The sequence below is a fragment of the Martelella mediterranea genome (assembly GCF_004342225.1).
In the GTDB taxonomy this organism is placed as follows: Bacteria; Pseudomonadota; Alphaproteobacteria; order Rhizobiales; family Rhizobiaceae; genus Martelella; species Martelella mediterranea_B.
Map to the genome: position 1 here is coordinate 77241 of NZ_SMAR01000006.1, position 22728 is coordinate 99968.

The window sequence follows — 22728 nt, forward strand, 5'->3', positions numbered from 1 at the left end:
CATTCTGAGAGAGGCAGCCTGCGGCTTGATGGTTTGTTTAAACTTCGGACGATCAATGGCAACGCTTTATCACCACCCCATGTCTGCCGCATCGCGCTTTGTGCGCCTGATCATCGGCGAATACGCTTTCGAGACCGATCTGATCGAAGAGCGCCCCTGGGAAAAGCGCAAGGCATTTCTGACTGCCAATCCAGCTGGAACGCTGCCGGTTTATGTCGATGACAATATGCGCGCCCTTTGCGGTCCGTTTGTGATCTCTGAGTTCATGGATGAAACCCATGGCGTGCTTCAGCGCGAGCGACGGCTTCTGGCAGAAGAACCGTTTCAGCGCGCCGAAATTCGCAGGCTGACGGAATGGTTCCTGCTGAAACTGGAACACGATGCGACCTACCCGCTTTGCCGGGAGCGCGTGTACAAACTTCAGATGAGCAGTGAAAAAGGCGGAGGGGCCCCGGATTCCAAAATCCTGCGTGCAGCCCGCGCCAATATCCGCCCGCATATGAAATACATCGCCTGGCTGGCTGCCAATCGGGAATGGCTGGCGGGCAAGCGTATGAGCTATGCAGACCTCGCAGCAGGTGGGGCTATTTCAGTGCTGGACTATATGGGTGAGATCAACTGGGATGAGGTTCCCGCGGCCAAGGAATGGTACCAGCGGCTGAAGTCGCGCCCGGCATTCCGCCCGCTTCTGGCCGAACGGGTCCGTGGCGTTGTGCCGGTTTCTCATTATGCCGATCTGGATTTTTAGGCCTTTAAAGGCCATCTAAGAAGCGAAAACCCGACACACCAGCAAAGACATGTCTCATGAGCGAGCGTGCGGAAAAACTGAAACGCTTCTTAAAAGACGAAGCCCATGCACATGGGTTTGACGTATGCCGGATTACGCGCGCAGAAGACATGCCGGAAGCCGCCGCAGCACTGAAAAGTTCGATCTCGAACGATTATTATGGCGATATGACTTGGATGGCGGAAACCTTTGAGCGCCGCTCATCGCCGCTGAAACTCTGGCCAGAAGCCCGATCCGTCATCATGCTGGCCATGAACTATGGGCCGGAGGAAGACCCGCGCCCGCTTCTTCAAGAAAAGGATCGCGCCAATATTTCCGTATACGCGCGCAATCGCGATTATCATGATGTTATCAAAGGCAAGCTGAAACAGATGGCCGGGCGCTTTACCGCCCGCTCTGGGGCAGATGTCAAAGTGTTTGTCGACACCGCCCCGGTGATGGAAAAACCGCTGGCGGAAAAAGCCGGAATTGGCTGGCAGGGAAAACACACCAATCTTGTGAGCCGCCGGTTTGGATCATGGCTTTTCCTTGGATCCATCTTCACAAGCGAAGACCTGCCGCCGGACGATACCGAAAGGGACCATTGCGGCTCGTGCCGTGCATGTCTTGATGTGTGTCCGACGGATGCCTTTCCCGCCCCTTACAAACTCGATGCGCGGCGCTGTATTTCGTATCTGACGATTGAGTATCACGGCAAAATCCCGGTCGAATTCAGAAAGGCCATGGGCAACCGGATATATGGCTGCGACGATTGTCTGGCAGCCTGCCCCTGGAACAAGTTCGCGCAGAAATCAGCAGAAATGAAGCTGATCGCACGTGATGACCTTAAAGCACCGGATATCGCCTCATTCCTGCAACTTGATGACCCGTCTTTCCGGCGGTTCTTTTCCGGCTCGCCGATCAAGCGTATCGGCAGAAATCGGTTTGTGCGCAATTGCCTGATTGCCGCGGGAAATAGCGGCGACGCCTCTCTGGCGGCGCCCTGCAAGGACCTGCTGAACGACGACGACCCTGATGTTCGGGCCATGGCCGTCTGGGCGCTTGCCCGGCTTCTGTCTGATCGTGAGTTCGCGGCCTTGGCCAGCGAGCGCGGTTATGACAACAATGAATCCGTTGCCGAAGAGTGGAAGCGCGAGGAGGGTATGCTATGCACATGATGATTTTCGGCGCCGGATATTCCGGCAAGGCTATTGCAAAAGCGCTTGCACCTTCATCGACCAGCATTTCCGGAACAACGCGTTCGGCAGAAAACCTTAAAGCGCTTGAAAAGGATGGCATTGAACCCTTCATCTTCGACGGGGAGACGATCGAGACCGCACTTCGTCAGAAAATGAAGTCCGTCACCCATATCATCCAGTCAATTCCTCCGGGAGCGGATGGTGATCCGGTTTTGAACCGTGCAGCCGGTTCAACGCGCAAAGATTTCCCCTCACTTCAATGGATAGGATATCTTTCAACGGTCGGCGTTTATGGCGACCATGGTGGGCTATGGATCGACGAAACGACCAAGTGCAAGCCAACATCTTCGCGTTCGCGCATACGATATGAGACAGAACAGCGCTGGCTGGAAGTGGGCAGGAAGCATGGCTTGCCGGTCGCTCTCTTAAGGATTTCGGGAATTTACGGTCCGGGCCGCAACGCCTTTCGCAAATTGCAGGACGGCACAGCCCGCCGGGTTATCCGAGAAGGGCAGGTTTTCAACCGGATCCGTGTTGAAGATATTGGCTATGCGGCCGCATTTCTGGCGGAGCAGGAGTTTTGTGGGATCTACAATTTTACCGATAGCGAGCCGTCGCCACCGCAGGATGTCATTGAGGAAGCCGCACGGCTGATGGGCGTTGAGCCACCACCGGCAGTCGACTTTGAAGATGCGGACATGTCTCCAATGGCTCGCTCTTTCTGGGGCGAGAACAAGCGGGTCAGCAATACCAAAATCCGCAAACTCGGCTACGAGTTCGAATTTCCCAATTACCGGCAATCGCTGAAACAAATGTGGGATATGAAGACCTACTGACTGATCACCACGCTGCCGGGGAAAGCCATCGCATGGACACTGCAAACTTCATCGACATTTATTGTGAGCGCACCGCTGCCGGCTTCTGGAATGAACCGGTGAATGCGCTGACCAATCTTGCCTTCATCATCGCCGCCCTGCTGGCGTGGCCCACAGCATGGAAGCGTCCGCGACGCGGTATTCTGGAGCTGACGGTGATTGCACTTGTGGGCATCATCGGCGTTGGTTCTTTTCTGTTTCACACGCTGGCAACACCGCTTTCCGGCGCGCTTGATGTCATACCGATCTGGCTGTTTTTCTTCAGTTATATCCTGCTGCTGTTTGTGCGTGTCACCCATGGCAAGGTGTTCGACACGATCGGCTATATGGTGGCAACGCTCTTCGGTTTCGTTCTGATCACCTATCTCGCCAGCCTCATTGGTTCCGGTGATGGGCCTGCACCACTCAATGGCTCGCTTCAATATGCTCCGGCCATGGTTGCCATGGCGCTGGGCGCTGTTGTTGCTCTTTGGAAGAAACATCCGGCAGGACGTTATTTTGCATTCGCAACAGCGGTATTTGTCGTTTCGATCTTTTTCCGCAGTATCGATGAGGCCACCTGCTCTGCGACGGCAGGACTGGGCACACATTTCCTCTGGCACATCCTGAACGCCGTTGTGCTTGGCACACTACTTCAGGCGGCTGTGAAAACGCTGCCGCCCAGATGGCATGACATACACTGATGGCAATCAGAGTGAGAAATGCGCCGTGACCGGAACATGGTCTGAGGGTTTTTCCCAGCCACGGGCATCGGTCAGAATATCGAAGTGGCTGAAAGCCGGAACCAGATCGTCCGATGTCCAGATATGATCCAGCCGGCGACCGCGATTTGCGGCACGCCAGTCTTTTGCGCGATAACTCCACCAGGTGTAAAGCTTCTCATCTGCCGGCGTTTTAAGCCGCATGAGGTCGTTCCATCTGCCAGCCGAAACAACGGCCTTCAGACCATCCGTTTCAACCGGTGTATGGCTGACGATTTTGAGAAGCTGCTTATGCGACCAGACGTCGTTTTCCTCTGGCGCGATATTCAGGTCACCAACGAGAATGGACGATACGCCATCGCCCTGATCGGCCTTGAGCGCTTTCATTTCCTCCAGAAAATCGAGCTTGTGCCGGAATTTCGGATTGGTCTCAGGATCAGGCTCGTCACCACCTGCGGGAACATAGAAATTGTGTAGCCGGATCCGTTTGCTGCCAGCCTCAAACACAACGGAAATATGCCGCGTATCACCCATCGTGCAGTAATCGGTTGAAAAACTTTCCGTGAGTGGCAGGCGTGAGACAATCGCGACACCGTGATAGCCCTTCTGGCCGTGAACGGCGACATGCTCATATCCCAGTTCCCGAAGCGGCTTTGCCGGAAACTGGTCGTTGAGGCATTTGATCTCCTGAAGGCAGAGAATATCCGGCGCATGTTCTTCAAGGAAACGCGCAACGATCGGCATCCTGAGCCGGACCGAGTTGATATTCCATGTCGAAAGCTTCAGTTCCAAGGCCGCCACCTCCTGACTTTAAAAAAGGAAGGATCAGCCTTAGGCGATTCGCTGGTGGACTGAAAGGCCGTTCGTTACTCAGTTATCACTACCAGGGCTGGCCATGATGGCGCTGTAGTCGATGCGGAAGACCGAGCGGCCAAACTGAACGCCCGTACGCACATTGGAAAGGATCACCGTTGTATCCTTGCCCTGTGCGTCCGTGATGGTCCACTGACGCAGCTCAAACGTCTTACTGTCAAAGATCAGGGTTATCAGTTGGTCACCGAAGATCGACTTGTCACCCAGCACAATAAAGGTCAGGCCGCTGTTTTCCTGCACATCACGAACCATACGATGCTCAAGGTCGATCTTGTCCGCCAGAAGCAGGCTGAGCGGCGTGCGTGACAGAGGATAAAAGTCCCAAGTCGACAACTCGCCATTGCCAACGGCAACATTTCTGCCATCGGCAATAACCTTCAGCGTCGATGGGGGATCGTAATTGAACCGAAGCTTGCCCGGCCTTTCCAGATAGAAATTTCCAGTGGTCTGGTCGCCACGCGGGCCGAACTGCATAAAATCACCGGTCATGGTTTTGACCGAGGAAAAATGATCGGCAATTTTCTGTGCCAGCGCGCCGGAGGGCTGAATACCCGCCTGCGCCACCTGCACGGATCCATCACGTTTTGTCGGCAGAGGAACATCACCGCCTTGCTGGGCGAAACCGGAGACCGGGATAAAGAGACCGGCGAGCGCTGTCATTCCACCAGCCAGCAGGACCCGTCGGGAAAGAGCAGTGTTGCGGCGTGTTACGGTCGTCTTACTGTTATTCATCATCAACCCTTCAATGCTTTCGCATCTTTCACTCTCAGACCAAACCGGCGGTTTGATGGCGGCGTTGCATTTCACTCTAGTGTGGTGAATTTGAAATTCGCCTCATTATTGCAGCAACCTCGAATGCGAATTCCAAATTCGAAAACCACACTGGAAACATAAACTTGCTAGTCACCCTCGTTGAATCTGATGTTCGTTCAGAGCAAGCGGAACAATGAGACGAACTTCAGATTCGGGTGACTAGAGCGCCGTGCATCCATTCGGATGCACAAAGGACGCTCTACCCTATTGAAACTACGCATCGTGCTTTCCGAAAATCGATTCCGATTTTCGGGCCGATGCTGTAGATGGGACCTCAATTTGTCCCTTCAATGATATCCCGCTCCGTTGGCACCAGAATTTCACGCTTGCCTGCATGGTTCGCAGGGCCGATGACGCCTTCGTCTTCCATGCGTTCAATCAGCGTTGCCGCCCGGTTATAACCGATGCCAAGACGGCGCTGAATGTAGGAGGTCGACGCTTTACCGTCACGCAGCACGATCGCAACCGCCTGATCATACGGGTCATCAGACTTACCCAGATTGGACGCACTGCCGCCGTCACCGTCAGAGTACCCCTCCTCATCATCATCGGCAGTTACGGCATCCAGATAATCAGGCGTACCTTGAGTCTTGAGGTAGGCCACCACGTCTTCGACTTCCGGATCTGATACAAACGGACCATGCACACGCTGAATACGGCCACCACCGGCCATATGCAGCATATCCCCCATGCCCAGAAGCTGTTCAGCGCCCTGTTCTCCAAGAATCGTGCGGCTGTCGATCTTCGAAGTCACCTGGAAGGAGATACGCGTCGGGAAGTTGGCCTTGATCGTACCGGTGATAACATCGACGGACGGACGCTGCGTTGCCATGATCACATGAATGCCCGCCGCGCGTGCCATCTGCGCCAGCCGCTGGACAGCGCCTTCGATATCCTTGCCTGCGACCATCATCAGGTCGGCCATCTCGTCAATAATCACGACGATATAGGGCATCGGCTCCAGATCGAACTCTTCCGTTTCATAGATCGCCTCGCCGGTCTCACGGTCAAAGCCGGTCTGAACCGTTCTTGACAGCGTTTCGCCCTTCTCATTGGCTTGCCGGACACGATTGTTGAACCCGTCGATGTTGCGCACGCCAAGCTTGGCCATATTCTTGTAGCGCTCTTCCATCTCGCGCACGGTCCATTTCAGCGCCACAACCGCCTTTTTCGGGTCCGTTACGACCGGGGAAAGAAGATGCGGGATGCCATCATAGACGGAAAGCTCCAGCATTTTAGGATCGATCATGATCAGACGGCATTGCTCCGGTGTCATCCGGTAAAGCAGTGACAGGATCATGGTGTTGACCGCAACGGACTTACCGGAACCGGTGGTGCCGGCAATCAGCAGATGCGGCATCTTCGCAAGATCGACCGTGACCGATTCGCCGCCGATCGTCTTGCCAAGCGCCATAGCCAGTTTGGCCTTGGAATTTTCAAACCCTTCGCTGGCGATGATTTCGCGCAGGAACACGGTTTCGCGATTGGGATTAGGCAGTTCGATGCCGATGGCATTCCGGCCCGGAATAACAGCAACACGCGCCGAAATCGCGGCCATGGAACGAGCAATATCATCGGCAAGCCCGATCACGCGGGAGGATTTAATGCCCGGCGCCGGCTCGAGTTCGTAGAGCGTGACCACGGGTCCGGGGCGCACATGAATAATCTCGCCTTTGACACCAAAGTCCTGCAGCACTTTTTCAAGCGCACGGGCATTTTCTTCCAGTGTCTCCTTGGACAGCGCCTTATCGCGCGCAATCCCCTTCGGCTCGGTGAGCAATTCAACAGAGGGAATCTGAAAGCCATCTTCCGGCAGAAGTGAGGCCTGTGCATCGCGCATAACACGCGCACCGGGCCTGAGTGGCGGTGCCTGCGATGCCACGACCGGTCCACGCGTTTGCTCCTGTCGCGCCCGCGGCTGATCCAGATCCGCGCTCAAAACACCTTCCGGCAGATCGTCATCAGCACTATAGGAGAACTCATCGTCGTCATCATCCGCGCCATAATCAAAAGCAGTTGCTGACGGTGCATAATCGCTGGCAGACTGATAATCCGGATCCACAAGGCTGGGTTCGCCGCGCCGCTGCCATGGCGGAAGGTTGCTGTTGTCGTCCAGCCTGTCGAACCGCTCCTCGTTAAAATCATAAGGCTCTTCGAAATCGCCCTCTTCGTCTTCTGCACGGCGGCGGGCAAAAATATGATTCAGCCTTGCCTTCGTAATCAGCCAGAAATGCGCCATATGGCCGATCAGCGGTGCGATAGAAAACCGGCTTTCGCGCTCATCGGAAAGATCTGCAACCGATGGCACACCGATATCCTCATCATCGACGGAGCGCTTCGGTTTTTCTTCGACAATCTTCGGATACCGCACCAGCAAACCGGCTGAATAGAGCTGCAGCCAAAGCGCAGGAACGGCAAAGAGACCACCAATGACCATCGCCGCGATGCCGGACGGATACTGCCCCAGAAACAGCGCCGGAAAACGCAGAATCAGATCACCTGAAACACCGCCCAGACCATTGGGCAACGGCCATGTTGGCGGTGCGGGAAAGCAGCCAAGAACTGCGGCGGTGACCACAGCGGCACCAATCCAGGCGAAAAAGCGAGAGGGTTTACGATAAACCGGGCGACCGGTGATCAGCGCCAGAGCCCATGAGAGAACCGGCAGCAAGGCAAAGACACTGGCCAGCCCGAAAGCCTGCATGACCACATCAGCGAAATTCGCTCCGGGATAGCCCAGAACATTGGTCGGCAACCGGCCCGTTGCGTTCGAACCACTGGGGTCATCGACATTCCATGTCGCCAGCGCCGCCACGGCAAGGCAAAGCGCCAGAAACAACGCAAATCCCATCAGCGCCGCAACCTGACGGCGGAGAAACCCGGTAAACGAAAATGTTCCGTCATTCTTGTTTCCCATGCGATCCGTCGAGGCAGCCATACTCATCTCACTCATTGAAAAATCACGTTCAGACACTGCTGTGCACCGCCGGATATCCGGTCACAGAACACAGACTTCTAAAGCAACGCTAACAGCGAGGAGTTAAAACCTCTTTAACCATCCTGAACCGACGTGACAGAGCGGCAAAAACAACAAAAGCCCGGCATGGTGACCGGGCTTTCGCAGAGCCTGCAATGCAGGCGCTCAGTAAACTGGAATTACATGAATTCCGGATAGGCTTCGACACCAACTTCAGATTTGTCGAGACCATCGGCTTCTTCTTCCGGCGAAACCCGGATACCCATGATGGCTTTCAGAATGAACCAGACGATCAGCGATGCGATGAAGGTGAAGGCACCGATTGCCACGATACCGATCAGCTGAACGCCGTAGGAAGCATCGGAGTTCGTGGCAGCAACGATGAACGTGCCCCAGATACCGGCAACAAGGTGAACCGGGATCGCACCGACAACGTCATCGATCTTCAGCTTGTCAAGAAGCGGAACAACGAGGACGACGATGACGCCACCAATACCACCGATGAACAGAGCCATCGGAACAGTCGGAGTCAGCGGTTCAGCCGTGATCGAAACCAGGCCGGCCAGAGCGCCGTTGAGAACCATGGTTACGTCGACCTTCTTGTAGATGATCTGCAGCAGGATCATCGCAACAACGGCACCGGCAGCAGCGGCCAGGTTGGTGTTGACGAAGATCTTGGAGACATCACCGGCATCGGCAATCGAACCGAGCGCAAGCTGCGAACCGCCATTGAAGCCGAACCAGCCGAGCCACAGAATGAAGGTACCCAGAACGGCCAGCGGAATGTTTGAACCCGGCATCGGGTTAACCGTGCCATCCGGCGAATATTTGCCTGCACGCGGGCCAAGAACGATGGCACCGGCAAGGGCTGCCCAGCCGCCAACGGAGTGAACGAGCGTGGAGCCGGCAAAGTCGGAGAAGCCCATGCCGTCGAGCCAGCCTGCACCCCATTCCCACGAGCCGGTGATCGGGTAGAGAATACCGGTCAGAATGACGGTGAAGATGATGAACGGCCAGAACTTGATACGTTCGGCAACCGTACCGGAAACGATCGAAGCGGTGGTCGCGCAGAAAACCATCTGAAAGAACCAGTCGGAAGCGACCGAATAGCCGGCGGAGCCGTCATCAAGGCCGGGGCCCGGGAAGACGTAAGGGCCAAATGTGCCCATGAAACCGCCATCGACGCCTGAGTACATCAGGTTGTAACCGGTGAACCAGAACATGATGCCGCCTACGGAATAAAGGGCGATGTTCTTAAGCCCCTGCATGGAAGCGTTTTTCTTGCGCACCAGGCCCATTTCCAGCATGGCAAAGCCTGCGGCCATCCACATAACCAGGAAGCCGCCAATCAGAAAAAGAAGCGTATTGAAGATTTCCTGCGTGGCCGGGGATACCCCCGTCGCGGTGGTGAGATCGATGATCGTCTCCTCCTGCGCAAGCGCGGGAAGGGCAAACGAAGCTGCAGCAATCGCAGTGGCGCCCGCAAATAGTTTAAGTTTGGAAGACATAGACTGATTACCCCCTGCTGTCTTACAGCGCTTCGGAATCGGTTTCACCGGTGCGGATACGCACGGCTTGCTCGATAGAATATACGAAGATCTTTCCGTCACCGATCTGTCCGGTTTTTGCTGAAGAAGCGATTGCTTCAACCGCCTTTTCAACGACATCGGCAGAGACCGCCACTTCGATCTTCAGCTTGGGAAGAAAGCTGACGGCGTATTCCGTACCGCGGTAGATCTCGGTATGCCCCTTCTGCCGGCCGTAACCCTTCACTTCGGTCACAGTCAGGCCCTGAATGCCGACAGCCGTGAGGGCCTCACGCACCTCATCCAGCTTGAACGGCTTTATGATGGCCATCACAATTTTCATCTGGTTTCCCATCCTTTGTTTGTCCTCGGCCTTAAGAGCCGACTCTCCATACCGCCTGCAAAGGAATTCTTCAGCGGCCTAACCCCTACATACAAAGTCCGTGCCAGATTCGTTTAAAATAAACATCTTATTGATTTTATTTACTTTTTATTAGCGACACACATTTCAGGAAAAAGACTGATCTCAGTTTGGCCGCATTTCTGCGCGTTTTGCAGCAACTGCACAAAAAATATGCAAATGCCCGAATGGACCACATCTTCCGGAATCTGGCATTGCAGACACCGTCAGTCGACATTCTTCAGGTAGAAGGGACGAACATTATCGCGCTCACGGATAAGTCCCTCCTGAGCAACGGAGGCGACAAGCGCGCCATCGCGTGTAAAAATCTTTCCAAAAGCCAGACCGCGCGCATTACTGGCCGACGGACTTTCATGGACGTAGAGCAGCCAGTCGCCTGTATCGAAAGGCCGGTGAAACCAGACCGCATGATCGAGACTTGCCACCTGCACCGTATCGGAAAAGACGGAACGGCCATGCGCATAAAGCGTCGCATCCAGCAGTGTCATATCCGACATATAGGCCAGAAATGCCGTCTGATAGGCCCGGCTCTTGGGTGAATCGCCATTGGCACGCATCCAGATCGACTGAGACGTGCCGGGCGTCTTGCGCCAGAGAAAGCTCTCCATATCGACCGGACGGATTTCAATGGGCCGCTCACGCTTCCAGTAATTGCGGATCGGCGCGGGAATACGCTCGTCCTCACCGGACATATCGCTGGCACTAAGCGCTTCGGGCGGTGGCACATCGGGCATTTCCGACTGATGATCGAAACCGGTTTCTTCGCACTGGAAGGACGCCGTCATCTGAAAAATTGGCTGACCATGCTGAATGGCTCGCACGCTTCGGGTCAGAAAGCTTCGCCCGTCACGCAAACGATCCACCTGAAAGATGATCGGAACATCGGTGTCGCCCGGACGCATGAAGTAGCCATGGAGCGAATGTACGAAAAAAGAATCAGGCGCTGTTCGCTGGGCAGCAACGAGCGACTGCGCCACGACCTGCCCGCCGAACACACGCTGCCAGGTCGTTACGGGACTTTCACCGCGATAAAGATTCTGCTCAAGACGCTCCAGGTCAAGCAATTCTGCCAGAGCCTTGCCGCTTTCGCCGCCTTTGACCTGTGACATTTATCTATGTTCCCTATATATCGAACTGAGTATGGCATCGCGATATAACAGCTTTGATGCCTTCAATCGAGATCGGCGGTTTCGCGCGCCGAAACATGGCAAAGGGAGCGCAAGATGAAGGATATTATCGTTGTCGGTGGCGGCTATGTCGGCCTGTCCGTCGCGGTTGCTGTCAAAAAATCGGCGCCACACCTCGATATCGTCTTGATGGAGGCCGCTCCTGAACATGTCTGGGAGAAAGACCAGCGCGCATCTGCAGTGATCGATGCTGCGGTAAACATGCTGAAAACTCTTGGTCTGTGGGATGAAATCAAGCCGGAGGCGCAGCCGATCAACGACATGATCGTAACCGACTCAAAAACCGGCGAACCGGTCAAGCCGGTATTTCTGACCTTTGCAGACAGTCGCGAAAGCGCAAAACCGTTTGCTTATATGATACCCAATGTAGCAATGGTGCGGGCGTTGCGCCGCTCGGCAGAAGAGCTGGGCATTGAAATCCGTCATAATGCCGCCGTGACAGCCTTTTCAGATGAAGGCGGCAACGCGAAGATCACGCTGGCGGACGGCGACGTTTTTGAGACACGCCTTGTGGTCGCCTGTGACGGCGTGCGCTCGCGCCTGCGGGACATGGCTGGCATCAAAACGGTAAAATTTGACTATGGCCAGTCGGGTATTGTGACAACTGTGGAGCACGAACGCCCGCATAATGGCCGGGCAGAAGAACACTTTCTGCCAGCTGGCCCGTTCGCCATACTGCCGCTCACCGGCAATCGCTCGTCGCTGGTCTGGACCGAGCGCACCTCAGATGCCGAACGCCTGGTCAACAGCGACGACATGATTTTTGAATTCGAGCTGGAGCGGCGGTTCGGCCATCACCTTGGCAAGCTGACGCTTGCCGGGGGCCGCAAGGCGTTTCCGCTCGGCCTCACGCTGTCACGCTCATTCATTGCATCGCGTATGGCGCTTGCCGGCGATGCGGCCCACGGCATTCACCCGATTTCAGGCCAGGGCCTCAATCTCGGCTTCAAGGATGTTGCCGCACTGGCCGAGACCATCGTCGAAGCTGACCGGATGGGCCTTGATATCGGAGCTTTTGACACGCTGGAGCGCTATCAGATCTGGCGGCGCTTCGACACGGTGCGTATGGGCGCGACAACCGACATCCTGAACCGGCTGTTCTCGAATGACATCGGCCCGCTCAGACTGGCGCGCGATGTCGGCCTCGGTCTCGTTGACCGCATGCCAGGCCTCAAGCGCTACTTCATTGAAGAGGCCGCAGGACGCACCTCCCGCGAGATGCCGAAGCTTCTCGAAGGCGAATTGCTGTAGCCACCCGGTTTTCCTGCATAAAGTGAACGAAAAAGACAAGTCAGCCATCGCTTTGCCAAGGCCGTTCATAGGGTCGTGCCTGTATCGCGCACGCACGCCACCGAAGCAGATTGAGCGACACACCAAAAGTGAAGAATATTCCGTCTAGATCGTTGCGTTTTGTGGCACAGTTCAGACGATGACCTATCTCGCCCGGCAAAAGTGGCACTCGACAAAATGTCCATACTACAGACTGATATTATAGCAAAACATTCAATTTACCGTCAAAAAACTGTAGCAAAAAAGTGATAAGTGCGGCGCCTAACGTCCCGAAAAATGGGACATTTTTGACGAATTTGGTTTTCGTCTCCGGTTGCTGGCGACAGCGGCGTTCAGCATATTCCCGATGCATTTGGCCCGAAAATTCCCGAGACAAAACTTCCCTTCACAGGAGCTGATTTATGATCCGCATGCTCAAGACTTCGATCGTCGCGCTGATGGCCGCAACAGCAGCCTCCGCCGTTTCCGCCGCTGACCTTACGGTCTACAGCGCAGGCCCGAAACCCCTGTCCGCCGCACTCGCTGAAGCCTTCACCGCCAAAACCGGCATCAAGGTCAACCTGTTCCAGTCCAACTCCGGCAAGGTCATGGCCCGCTATGAGGCCGAGAAGGCCAACCCGCAGGCCGATGTGCTGATCTCCGCATCCTGGGGACACGCGATCAACCTGAGCGAAGCGGGCGATCTGCTGGCCTACACCTCGCCCAACGCAGAAACCGTTCCGGGCTCGCTGAAGACGGACGATTACGTGGCGCAGGGCGCTGCGGCCATCGCGATTGCCTACAACACCTCGATGGACCTTCCCGCGCCTGCCGAATGGAGCGACCTGACGGGCGAAGCCTATTATGACATGGTCACCATGCCCGATCCGACGGCATCCGGTTCCGCGCTGACGCTGGTTCAGGGCCTTGCCAGCCAGGATGCCGATGCAACATGGAAACTCTTTGCCGATCTGAAGGCCAACGGCATGATCATCCCCGGCGCCAATGCTGCAGCTTTGAACCCGGTTCTTTCCGGCGCACGCGGCGTTGTCTTCGGCGCAGTCGACTATATCGCACTTGGCCAGAAGGCAAAGGGCGAGGCCATCGAAGTGGTCTATCCCGAAAGCGGCACGGTGCTTGCGCCGCGCCCGATCATGATCCCCAAATCGACCGATCAGGCCGATGAAGCCAAGCAGTTCGTCGGCTTCGTGCTGTCCGACGAAGGCCAGAAGCTGGTGGCCGACCGACTGATCCTGCCGGCCCGTACGGATATCGCGGCAAAGCGCCCCGGCTGGGACGAGCTGAACCTGATCGACTTCGACTATGTTCAGGCAGCGGCTGACGCCGACGAAACCAAGGCATCTTTCAAGGCAGCGGTCGAGTAAAGGTCCGATGCCAGCCGATCAGCACCAGTCGGTGCCAAACCAGAACGGAGGCGCCATTCGCGCCTCCCTTTTTTACACGACGATGGGCATTGCCTTTCTCGTCGTCGCCCTGCCGATCATCGCTATCATCCTGTTTGCCGTCTTCCCGAAGTTCAACGAACTGTCCTTCACAGGCGCCTTCAGTAATTTCGTTCCCCATCTGGCAGACCCGCGCCTCGTGTCAGCGGTCTTCAACTCGGTCGCGCTGGCGCTTTCGGTCTGTGCCGCCTCAACCGTAATTGCACTTTTTGCAGCCCTGATCAGGGTCAAGCTCGGGCGGCGCGGCGTGGTCTGGGATGTGCTGTTCCTCATCCCCTTTCTCATTCCGCCGTTTACCGGCGCTTTTGCCTGGATCCAGCTCAGCCAGCGCAACGGCTTTCTTGAGCAGCTTTTCGGCTTCAATGTCTCCGACTTTCTGTTCAGTTTTGCCGGCATCGTCGCCGTCATGGCGCTGAACCTTTTTCCCGTCGTCTATTTCACCACATCCAGCGCGCTGCAGATCGTCGGCCAGCGTTATGAAGAGGTGGCCCGCTTTTATGGCGCCGGTGCGTTTCGCCGTCTCATACGCATCGTCCTGCCACTCATTGCCACGGCCATCGTATCCAGCAATCTTCTGGTCTTCATCCTGTCCGTGGAAGAATTCGGATCCGTCGAAATTCTCGGTCGCCGGGCCGGGCTTGATTTTGTCGTGACCTATATTCATGAAAAGCTCACAGACTGGCCCATCGACCTGCCGGGCGCTTCGGTCCTCTCGCTGATCCTGATTGCGATCGCGCTGTGCGCCTATCTGTTTCACATGCGGATGACGCAACAGGTGACGACAAGCGTCGACGAAGTGCAGGCCGAAGCGCGGCATTCGCAATGGAACCGGCTCTGGACCATTCTCGGCCACTTCGTGCTTGCAGCACTGGCCATTATTGCCGTCTTCCTGCCACTGGCCTCCATCATGGCCAGCGCGATGATGCAGCGCATGTCAGCCGGGCTTACGCTTTCAAATCTCAATTTCTCGGCCTTCGTCACGCTGTTTACCAGTCATGGCGAGGCGCAGGCGGCAATCCTGACCAGTCTGGAACTGGCCACCGTCACAGCGCTTGTGACGGTTGTGATCGGCATTCTGACCGCGTTTTTCATCGTGCGCTGGCGTAACGCGCTTTCCGGACCGCTCGATTTTCTGATGACGCTGCCGAACGCCATTCCGGCGATGACGGTGGCCGTCGGGCTGATCCTCGTCTGGAACCAGGCCTTCTGGCCGTGGACGCCGTATAACACCTGGTGGGTGATGCTCTTGGCCTATACCTGCATCATGCTGCCCTATCCGGTGCGGATGATTTCCAGCACGTTGAGGCAATTGCCAATGTCGATGCAGGATGCTGCGATTGTCTACGGCGCGACCGATCTTGGTGTAATCTGGCGCGTCAATGGCCCGGCCCTTCTCGGCGTTTCGCTGGCGTCTGGCTTCATCGTCTTCGCCATCGCCTCGCGCGAGCTTGTCACCTCGCTGTTGTTGACGCCGCCGGGCTTCCAGACGGTATCCACCTTCGTGTTCCACCAGTTCGACCAGGGCTCCGTCAATATTGCCATGGCGATGAGCATTGTCTCGGTTGTGATTTCCGGCAGTTTCATCACGCTTGGAAACTACCTCAACAGCCTTCGAAACCGGAAAGGCCAGTGACCATGATCCGTATTGAAAACCTGCAGAAAAGTTTTGGAAGCGCGCAGATCCTCAAGGGCATCGATCTCGATATCGAAGAAGGCGAGTTCGTCACGCTTCTCGGCGCCTCAGGCTGCGGCAAGTCGACCCTGCTGCGCATCATTGCCGGCCTTGAACGCGCCGGCGGCGGCACGCTCACCTATAACGGCACAGTGCTCGATGCGGCGAATGACAGAATTTTCGTGCCGACACAGGCGCGCCAGTTCGGCTTTGTCTTTCAGGATCACGCGCTCTGGCCACACCTGTCGATTGACGACAATATCGGTTTTCCGCTGCGCAGCTATGGCTGGGCCAAACCCGACATCGCCCGGCGGGTGGCCGAAGTGCTTTCAAAGGTGCAGATGTCGGACCATGCCGGAAAATATCCCCGCCAGCTCTCCGGCGGCCAGCGCCAGCGTGTCGGCATCGCGCGTGCACTGGCGCTCTCGCCGAAAGTGATTTTGCTGGACGAACCACTGGCCAGCCTCGACAGCAATCTGCGTGATGAACTCGGCCATGAAATCCGCAAGCTTGCGAAGGAGCTGGGGCTCACCTGCATCAATGTGACCCACGACCGGCGCGAGGCGCAGATCCTGTCGGATCGTATTGCGGTGATGTCATCCGGGCAGATCCAGAAGGTCGGCGCACCGCTGGAGGTGTTTACCAATCCGCAATCCGTCGACATCGCCAAATTCCTCAATGCCGGAAACATCCTGCCACGCAATGTGCTCTCGCCCGCCGAAGCTGCGAGCGACTGGATCCTGCTGCCCAGAAATGCGGTGCGGATTGTGCACGACGCGCCGGGCGATCTTTCTGCCCGGGTGCATGACATGGTGTTTATCGACGGCCGTTTTGAAGTCACCGTCGACCTCGACGGCCACAGCCTGACCTTTTATTCCGAAACCAGACCAGAACATGCAGGCCATGTTGCGCTGAGCGTTGCTCGGGAGCAGATCGTCCGTCTGGACGCCTGAAGCGAAAACGCACAATGCAGAACCTGAATGACCTGAAAATCCTCGACGCCATCGCCCAGTTCGGCTCGATCCGCAAGGCGGCCGAACACATGTCGCTGACCTCATCGGCCTTGAGCCGCAAGATCCTGGCGCTGGAGGCCCATTTCGGCGTCGACCTTTTCGAGCGCACCTCAAAGGGACTGCGCCTCAATCCGTCCGGCGAATATCTGGCCGTGCATGCCCGCGCGCAACTGGCCGAACTGGAAAAAATGCGCGGCGAGCTTCAGGCGATCCGGAAATCCACCAGCGGCCACATCCGCATCTGCGCCAGCCAGTCGGTGCTGGAAAGCTTCCTGCCCGTTCATCTGGCAAAGTTTCAGCAGAAAAACCAGAAGGTAACGGTGGCGGTCAATCACTCGTCTTCAACGCGCGCACTGACCGATCTTCAGGAGTTTCATTCAGACATCGCACTTTGCCTGAACCTCAAGGACCATGTCGACCTGTCGGTTCTGGGATCTTCCGATCAGGACATCTATGCCGTGGTTTCCCCGAACCACCCGCTTGCAGACAATGACGAAGTGAGCGTTGCAGAGATATCCCGGCACCGGATCGTGCTGCCGCCGCAGGGTTCGGGCCTGCGCCTGATGCTGGACCGGCAGGCAAATGCCGAGGGGGTCTCGTTAAGCCCGGCGGTGGAAAGCAATACCTATGCCTCCATCGCCCGCGCCTGCCGTTCCGGCGGCCTGATCACATTCGGCCTGTCGCTTTACGATCAGGGCGACGACGGCGATGTCAGGCTGTTGCGGATCAGGAAAATGAAGCCCGCGAATGTGCGGCTGGTCAAGCTCAGGGAGCGCACGCTTTCTCCGGCAGCGGCGAAACTCGCGCACTATCTGGCCAAGAGGCTTCGCAATGCGCCTCTGGACGCCGCTCCATCCGCGTAAGACAGGCACTTTCGCGCCCACAGCCCCAACTCGAAAACAAGGAAAACAAAATGACGCTTTGGGTCACCTCCGACACGCATTTCGGCGATACCGGCCTGCTGGCTTCCGGCCTTGCGGCCAACAAGACCGCACGCGCGTTCGAAACTGTCGCGGAGATGAACGAATGCATCGCCGACAATTGGAACGACCGGATTGGCGAGTACGATACTGTCTATCATCTGGGCGATGTTTTCCTGGGTGACGGCTGGAAGATGCTGAAAGGCCTTAAAGGCAAGAAACATCTCATCCTCGGCAATCACGACGACCCGACATCGCCCCACCTCACAGAGGCATTTTCCAGCATCGCCTTGTGGAAGACATTCGCCGACAGCAAAACGGTTTTGACCCACCTGCCGCTCGACCTGTCGCAGCGCAGCGGCCTCGGCCTGCGGTTCAAGCGCAATATCCACGGTCATCTCCACGAAAAGCCCTCCCCGACCCACCGCCACATCTGCACCAGCATTGAACAGACGGATTTCAGCCCGGTCAATCTTGAGGACCTTGTGTCAGACAGCCGGGGGTAATGCCTTCGAAGATGAGGTCGGCGGCCACCTGATCGCCCTCCGCGACCAGATCGACCAGCGGAATTTTCCAGTCGTCGAAGGCGGCGAAGTTCTTTTCTTCGGATGCGCGAAACCCTTCAATGCCGGGATGTGGCGTATCCACCTGATGGTATAAGCGGCAACAGCTTGACTGCCACCTCATCGAAGTGATCGTGATGCAGATGCGTCAGGATCAACGCGTCGAAATCGAAATTGGTGTCCATCCACAAAGCGACCGGGCTGACAAAAACCGAATACGCCGAGCGGTTGCGCGTGGCAAAGGCGCAGGAACAGCTGCAATTCGGCCGCCTGCCGGTAGCAGGCATCGCCTAGGAAGTCGGCTATAGCGACGCTGGCGCATTTAGAAAAATCTTCCCCTGGATCGTGGGCCTGACTCCGGGTGGATACCGGCAGCGCTTTCATGCATAAGCACCAAAACGGCAGACAGTGATCATACCACTCCGCTTCGTTGTTTTCGTATTCTGTCTTTTTGGAATTTGGTTGCGGGGGCAGGATTTGGACACTGTTTTGTTCCAGCCGTAGATTTCGTTGGCCACCACAGAATGCGTGTCCTTGATCATTTGCGAAATAGCTAAACGGGAGGCTCGACTCCATGCGTCAGTTGCCGTCGGAATACGCATCGGGGGTTGCGCCCATCCGACAGGCTCTCGATACGGGGATGTCATCCGGCGCGATACCGGGAACCAATATTCTTCAAATATTTCAATGATTATTGTGCCGTTCGGAGGCGAACGCCTATACCGATTTACAATTCAGGAAAACGCGGACATGCTCCAGGGCTGCGAAGCGGAGGTTTCGACCGGTCCTCCCCTCCATCGGCAATTCGGGGCCGGGGAAGGGCCGGCCGGCGTCGTTTCAGTGTTCGGGCTGTATCGGCTGGAACAGGGCGGTGATTTCCGCTTCGTCGAGGCTTAGGGGGCTGTCGACCGGCCCTTCGAACAGCGCATCGGCCAGCGCCTGCTTGCGCTCCTGAAGCTGGGCGATGGCCTGCTCGACCGAACCTTCTGCGATCAGCCGGTAGACGAACACGCTCTTTTGCTGGCCGATGCGGTGAACCCGGTCCATGGCCTGCCGTTCGACCGCCGGGTTCCACCACGGGTCGTAGAGGATAACGGTGTCGGCGGCGGTCAATGTCAGGCCAACGCCGCCGGCTTTCAGGCTGAGCAGGAAGATCGGGACATCGCCGGCCTGAAAACCGGTCACCACCGCATCGCGGTTGACGGTGTCGCCGGTCAGCCAGGCATGGGGCCAGCCTCTCGCCTCGATATCGGTCCTGATCAGATCCAGCATCTCGACGAACTGCGAGAATACCAGAACCCGCCGGCCTTCCGCGACGAGATCGCCGAGCAGGTCCATCAGCCGTTCGCGCTTGGCGCTCTGGTCGATGGAGGCGGCGTTGTCGTGTTTGAGCAGTTTCGGATCGCAGCAGATCTGCCGCAGTTTGAGCAGCGCATCGAGGATTGTGATGTGGCTTGCCGCCAAGCCTTTCTCGGCGATCGCCCTGCGCACACGCTCGTCCATAGCCAGCCGTATGGTCTCATAGAGCGCGACCTGTTTGTCGCCGAGGCTGACCAGTTCGGTGATTTCAGTCTTTTCCGGCAGGTCGAGCGTGACCTGCGCCTTGGTCCGCCGCAGCAGAAACGGGCGGATGCGCGCATTCAGCTCGGCCTGCGCCCTTGCATCCGCGTTTTTCTCGATCGGCAGGAGAAAGCGCGCGCGAAACGTCTTCCGGTCCCCCAGAAGGCCGGGAACCAGCCAGTCGAAAAGCGCCCAGAGGTCTGAAAGGCTGTTTTCCATCGGCGTGCCGGTGAGCGCCACGCGCATGCGGGCCCTGATGTCGCGGATCCGTTTCGCGACGGCGGATGCCGGATTCTTGACGGCCTGCGCCTCGTCGAGAATGGCGGTGTCCCACATGCGCGGCATCAATATGTCATGGTCCCGGTTGATGAGCGGATAGGTGGTGATCACAAGGTGATAGTCATCCAGGTTCTCGAAATGAGCCTTCCGCTCCGGTCCCTGAAGCACCAGGGTCTTGAGGCCGGGGGCAAACAGCGCCGCCTGTCGTCGCCATGCATGGGCGATACTGGTCGGCACCACAAGAAGGCTTGGGTGCCCGGCACCTTTATGCAGATGCCGGTCGGCCAGAAGGGCAAGCGTCTGCACGGTTTTTCCAAGCCCCATGTCATCGGCCAGAATGCCGCCAAAGCCGCTGTCGCTCAGGGCCTGAAGCCAGCCATAACCGGTTTTCTGATAGGGCCGCAATTCGGCCAGAAACGATGGCGGCGGCTCCACCTCCGGTGCACTGGCGAGCGCCTGCAGCCGCTTTCCGAGCGCGAGCAGATCCGGGCCGGCCCTGAAGCTGATGCCGCTGCCCGCAAGTGCCTCGGCGATGTCTTTCAGCCGGCCGGCCTCGGCTTTGTGGAAGCCGTCGAGCAGGCCGCTCGCCGACAGGAACACCTTCACGAGCGGCAACAACACCGAAGCATCGAGCTCGATGAACCGGCCGTCGCCAAGGCGCGGGTAGAAGGCCATGTCCTCGAGGACCGCTTCGAGTGCGGCCGAGCTGTCCTCGCCGTCGGCGTCGATAAACGAAAGCTGGTCGAGAATGCCGAGGATCAGCGGCGCGAGGTCGAGGTGCTGTTCGTCGGCATCAAGCCGCAGCCCGAGCGAAAAGCGATTGCCGCTGTTGTCGCCCGGCCGCGGGGCCGCCTCCGCGGCGATTTCGACGGGCCCTTCATAAAACCGGAACGGCCAGTCCGGATCGGTTTCAATCCGCCATCCCGCCTGTTTCAGTTCCGGCAGGGTCTGCGCCATGAACGGGAGCGGACCGAAATCGAGGCCGGCGCCATCGAGCCCGTCATCGGCCTGGTCGTCCTGAAGGAAGAACATGTCCCGCGGCCGGGCATCGGCTCCGGGGTGGATGTCATAGAGCTCGTCCGCGGTGAGCGCACCACTATCCTCGATCCGCTGGAAGGCCCGGTCTTCGGCGGCGAGGTCGCGCCTGAGCGTGACGGCTTTGCCGTCCTCAAGAAATTGCGCATCCTGCCGGTTCGAGAACGGCACGCAATGACCGTCGTAGTCGAATGCCAGCCGCAGGGCGGCAAGGCGTGTCGGTGTGGTGGCCCGGCCCCAGCCGCCATAGCGCGCCATCGCCGGCATGGTGAAAAGCCGGAGCACGGGAACCGGATCGCGTCCCTGCCGGACGTCGGCGCTGATCCGCGTGGGTGCCGGCAGTCTGATCCTTTGCAGGCCGTTCAATGCGACGGCGATCTTTTCGGCATGGGCGGCCGGGATGGCGGGCGCCTTGACAAGCAGCGACAGCGCCTCTTTTGGGCCATCGAATTCCAGCGGTCCGACTTCGCCGGAGGAGAGGTCGGCGAAGAGAGGCGGTTCGGCGCCCAGCACCTTCAGGCTGTGCCCGGCTTCATCACGGATACGGAGTTTCTGCGAACCATCGGTTTCGGTTGTCCAGTCCACAGTCGCATGACGGGCATCGGCAATCCGAAGCGCCGGACCATCGGCGGAAAACCAGCGCCCGCGCCCGGTGGCGGCGACAAGACGCAAGAGCTCGAAGATATCGCCCGGCGCCAGATTGTCATGGGATGCGGCGAAGCTCGAGGAATAGGCTTCAAGGCCGAGCAGGTTGATGCGCCGCAGGATACGCATATCCGTTTGCCGGATGAATTTCGGCGGGCCGGTGCGCAACACCCGCGCCGCGTCGTAGCGGGTGGCCCTTTCGCCGAAGCTGTCATCGCGCAGAAGGCGACCTTTCATCGTGTCGATGAAGAGCCCACCCGACGCCCGCTCCGCGACCACATAAAGCAGCCGGTCGCGCACCGTTGGCGGCCAGTCGTCCGGGTCTTCCGCGGTTTCGGTGTCTGCCTTGCGCAGGGCATCAAGCCAGAATGCCAGCGCGGGTGGCAGGCCGTGTTCCCGGCCGAGCGTTGCGGCACGCGGCTGTGCTGGCGCATGACGGGCCGCCACGGAACGGCCTTCATGGTCAATGATGACGGCGACCACATGTTTGCAGTTGTAGCCGACCGGACACGAGCAATCTCCCGAAACGGTACGGATGGCTCCGTTGTAATTGCGAGCGAGAGCAATCTCCTGAACGTAAACCTTCTGCCCGCTGCCTCTGACCGATGCGCTGATCAGAGCGCCGTCTTCATCGCTTTCGGCGGACAGAACCCGGCCCTGACGCGCATAGGCCACGCCACGCTCGAAGGTCGCGGCATCAAATAATCGTCTGATCTGTTCGTGATCGATTTGCATTGTCAAACTGGTCTGTTTCAATCACTTGATATCACGCCAAGCCGTACCGGCAACAGCCGCTGCCGCTATGATTGAACAGACTTCTGTGGTCGAACCGGGACCTTGCGCTGGATTGACGGGTAATCGCCCCGAAAAATAATGGGCTTTGCAGTGGAATTGCGCTCGCAAGGCGGGTCGGTTGAGAGGCTGATCCATAGTATCGGAACTGGCGCCGGGGTCGCCCTACCCCTTCGGAA

17 protein-coding genes and 1 pseudogene are annotated in these 22728 nt (G+C 57.6%); 10 read left to right on the forward strand and 8 right to left on the reverse strand.

What is annotated here, in order from left to right:
- Nucleotides 1-55: 55 nt before the first annotated feature.
- From EDC90_RS05985 to EDC90_RS06000, 4 genes are read left to right on the forward strand one after another with little or no spacing between them, the layout of a single operon-like run.
- Nucleotides 56-748, forward strand: coding sequence for a glutathione S-transferase family protein (locus EDC90_RS05985; RefSeq protein ID WP_132309595.1), 693 nt, complete (start codon nucleotides 56-58; stop codon nucleotides 746-748).
- Between the two features lie 56 nt (nucleotides 749-804).
- A complete protein-coding gene (gene queG / locus EDC90_RS05990) occupies nucleotides 805-1944 on the forward strand; it encodes a tRNA epoxyqueuosine(34) reductase QueG (RefSeq protein WP_132309597.1) in 1140 nt (379 codons plus the stop codon).
- The gene (locus EDC90_RS05995; protein ID WP_132309599.1) at nucleotides 1935-2801 is read left to right on the forward strand and encodes an SDR family oxidoreductase; all 867 of its coding nucleotides are present in this window, start codon (nucleotides 1935-1937) and stop codon (nucleotides 2799-2801) included. Before queG ends, EDC90_RS05995 begins: the two co-directional genes overlap by 10 nt.
- A gap of 32 nt (nucleotides 2802-2833) precedes the next feature.
- A complete protein-coding gene (locus EDC90_RS06000; protein WP_132309601.1) occupies nucleotides 2834-3523 on the forward strand; it encodes a ceramidase domain-containing protein in 690 nt (229 codons plus the stop codon).
- Nucleotides 3524-3529: 6 nt separating this feature from the next.
- On the opposite strand, the gene xth is transcribed toward EDC90_RS06000, so the two are convergent.
- From xth to tesB, 6 genes are all read right to left on the reverse strand, one after another.
- Nucleotides 3530-4333, reverse strand: coding sequence for an exodeoxyribonuclease III (gene xth / locus EDC90_RS06005; protein ID WP_132309603.1), 804 nt, complete (start codon nucleotides 4331-4333; stop codon nucleotides 3530-3532).
- A gap of 78 nt (nucleotides 4334-4411) precedes the next feature.
- Nucleotides 4412-5146: an outer-membrane lipoprotein carrier protein LolA gene (locus EDC90_RS06010; RefSeq protein WP_165972758.1), complete on the reverse strand. Its 735-nt coding sequence runs from the start codon at nucleotides 5144-5146 to the stop codon at nucleotides 4412-4414.
- A gap of 355 nt (nucleotides 5147-5501) precedes the next feature.
- Nucleotides 5502-8165 carry an FtsK/SpoIIIE family DNA translocase gene (locus EDC90_RS06015; RefSeq protein ID WP_132309671.1) on the reverse strand — a complete coding sequence of 888 codons (2664 nt, stop codon included), beginning with the start codon at nucleotides 8163-8165 and terminating at the stop codon, nucleotides 5502-5504.
- 218 nt (nucleotides 8166-8383) lie between these two features.
- Complete coding sequence (gene amt, locus EDC90_RS06020) at nucleotides 8384-9712, reverse strand: ammonium transporter (RefSeq protein ID WP_132309605.1); 1329 nt, start codon at nucleotides 9710-9712, stop codon at nucleotides 8384-8386.
- 22 nt (nucleotides 9713-9734) lie between these two features.
- Nucleotides 9735-10085 (reverse strand): P-II family nitrogen regulator, encoded by a 351-nt coding sequence (locus EDC90_RS06025; protein WP_165972753.1) that lies wholly within the window; start codon nucleotides 10083-10085, stop codon nucleotides 9735-9737.
- 272 nt (nucleotides 10086-10357) lie between these two features.
- Nucleotides 10358-11260: an acyl-CoA thioesterase II gene (gene tesB, locus EDC90_RS06030; RefSeq protein WP_132309609.1), complete on the reverse strand. Its 903-nt coding sequence runs from the start codon at nucleotides 11258-11260 to the stop codon at nucleotides 10358-10360.
- Nucleotides 11261-11371: 111 nt separating this feature from the next.
- On the opposite strand from tesB, the pseudogene EDC90_RS06035 reads away from it, so the two are divergent.
- The 6 genes and pseudogenes from EDC90_RS06035 to EDC90_RS06060 form a co-directional block, all read left to right on the forward strand.
- A pseudogene (locus EDC90_RS06035) lies at nucleotides 11372-12589 on the forward strand (ubiquinone biosynthesis hydroxylase); the annotation flags it as partial.
- 440 nt (nucleotides 12590-13029) lie between these two features.
- Nucleotides 13030-13992, forward strand: a complete 963-nt coding sequence (locus tag EDC90_RS06040; protein ID WP_207903852.1) for an ABC transporter substrate-binding protein — start codon at nucleotides 13030-13032, stop codon at nucleotides 13990-13992.
- A gap of 7 nt (nucleotides 13993-13999) precedes the next feature.
- The gene (locus EDC90_RS06045) at nucleotides 14000-15703 is read left to right on the forward strand and encodes an ABC transporter permease (RefSeq protein ID WP_165972754.1); all 1704 of its coding nucleotides are present in this window, start codon (nucleotides 14000-14002) and stop codon (nucleotides 15701-15703) included.
- Between the two features lie 2 nt (nucleotides 15704-15705).
- Complete coding sequence (locus EDC90_RS06050) at nucleotides 15706-16695, forward strand: ABC transporter ATP-binding protein (protein WP_207903853.1); 990 nt, start codon at nucleotides 15706-15708, stop codon at nucleotides 16693-16695.
- A gap of 14 nt (nucleotides 16696-16709) precedes the next feature.
- Nucleotides 16710-17618, forward strand: a complete 909-nt coding sequence (locus EDC90_RS06055) for a LysR family transcriptional regulator (protein ID WP_132309613.1) — start codon at nucleotides 16710-16712, stop codon at nucleotides 17616-17618.
- A gap of 50 nt (nucleotides 17619-17668) precedes the next feature.
- Complete coding sequence (locus EDC90_RS06060) at nucleotides 17669-18181, forward strand: metallophosphoesterase (RefSeq protein WP_132309614.1); 513 nt, start codon at nucleotides 17669-17671, stop codon at nucleotides 18179-18181.
- On the opposite strand, the gene EDC90_RS06065 is transcribed toward EDC90_RS06060, so the two are convergent.
- Nucleotides 18144-18323, reverse strand: a complete 180-nt coding sequence (locus EDC90_RS06065) for an ester cyclase (protein ID WP_207903854.1) — start codon at nucleotides 18321-18323, stop codon at nucleotides 18144-18146. The two genes, EDC90_RS06060 and EDC90_RS06065, sit on opposite strands and share 38 nt — an antisense overlap.
- A 752-nt stretch (nucleotides 18324-19075) precedes the next feature.
- Complete coding sequence (locus tag EDC90_RS06080) at nucleotides 19076-22513, reverse strand: DEAD/DEAH box helicase (RefSeq protein ID WP_132309617.1); 3438 nt, start codon at nucleotides 22511-22513, stop codon at nucleotides 19076-19078.
- Between the last annotated feature and the right edge of the window lie 215 nt (nucleotides 22514-22728).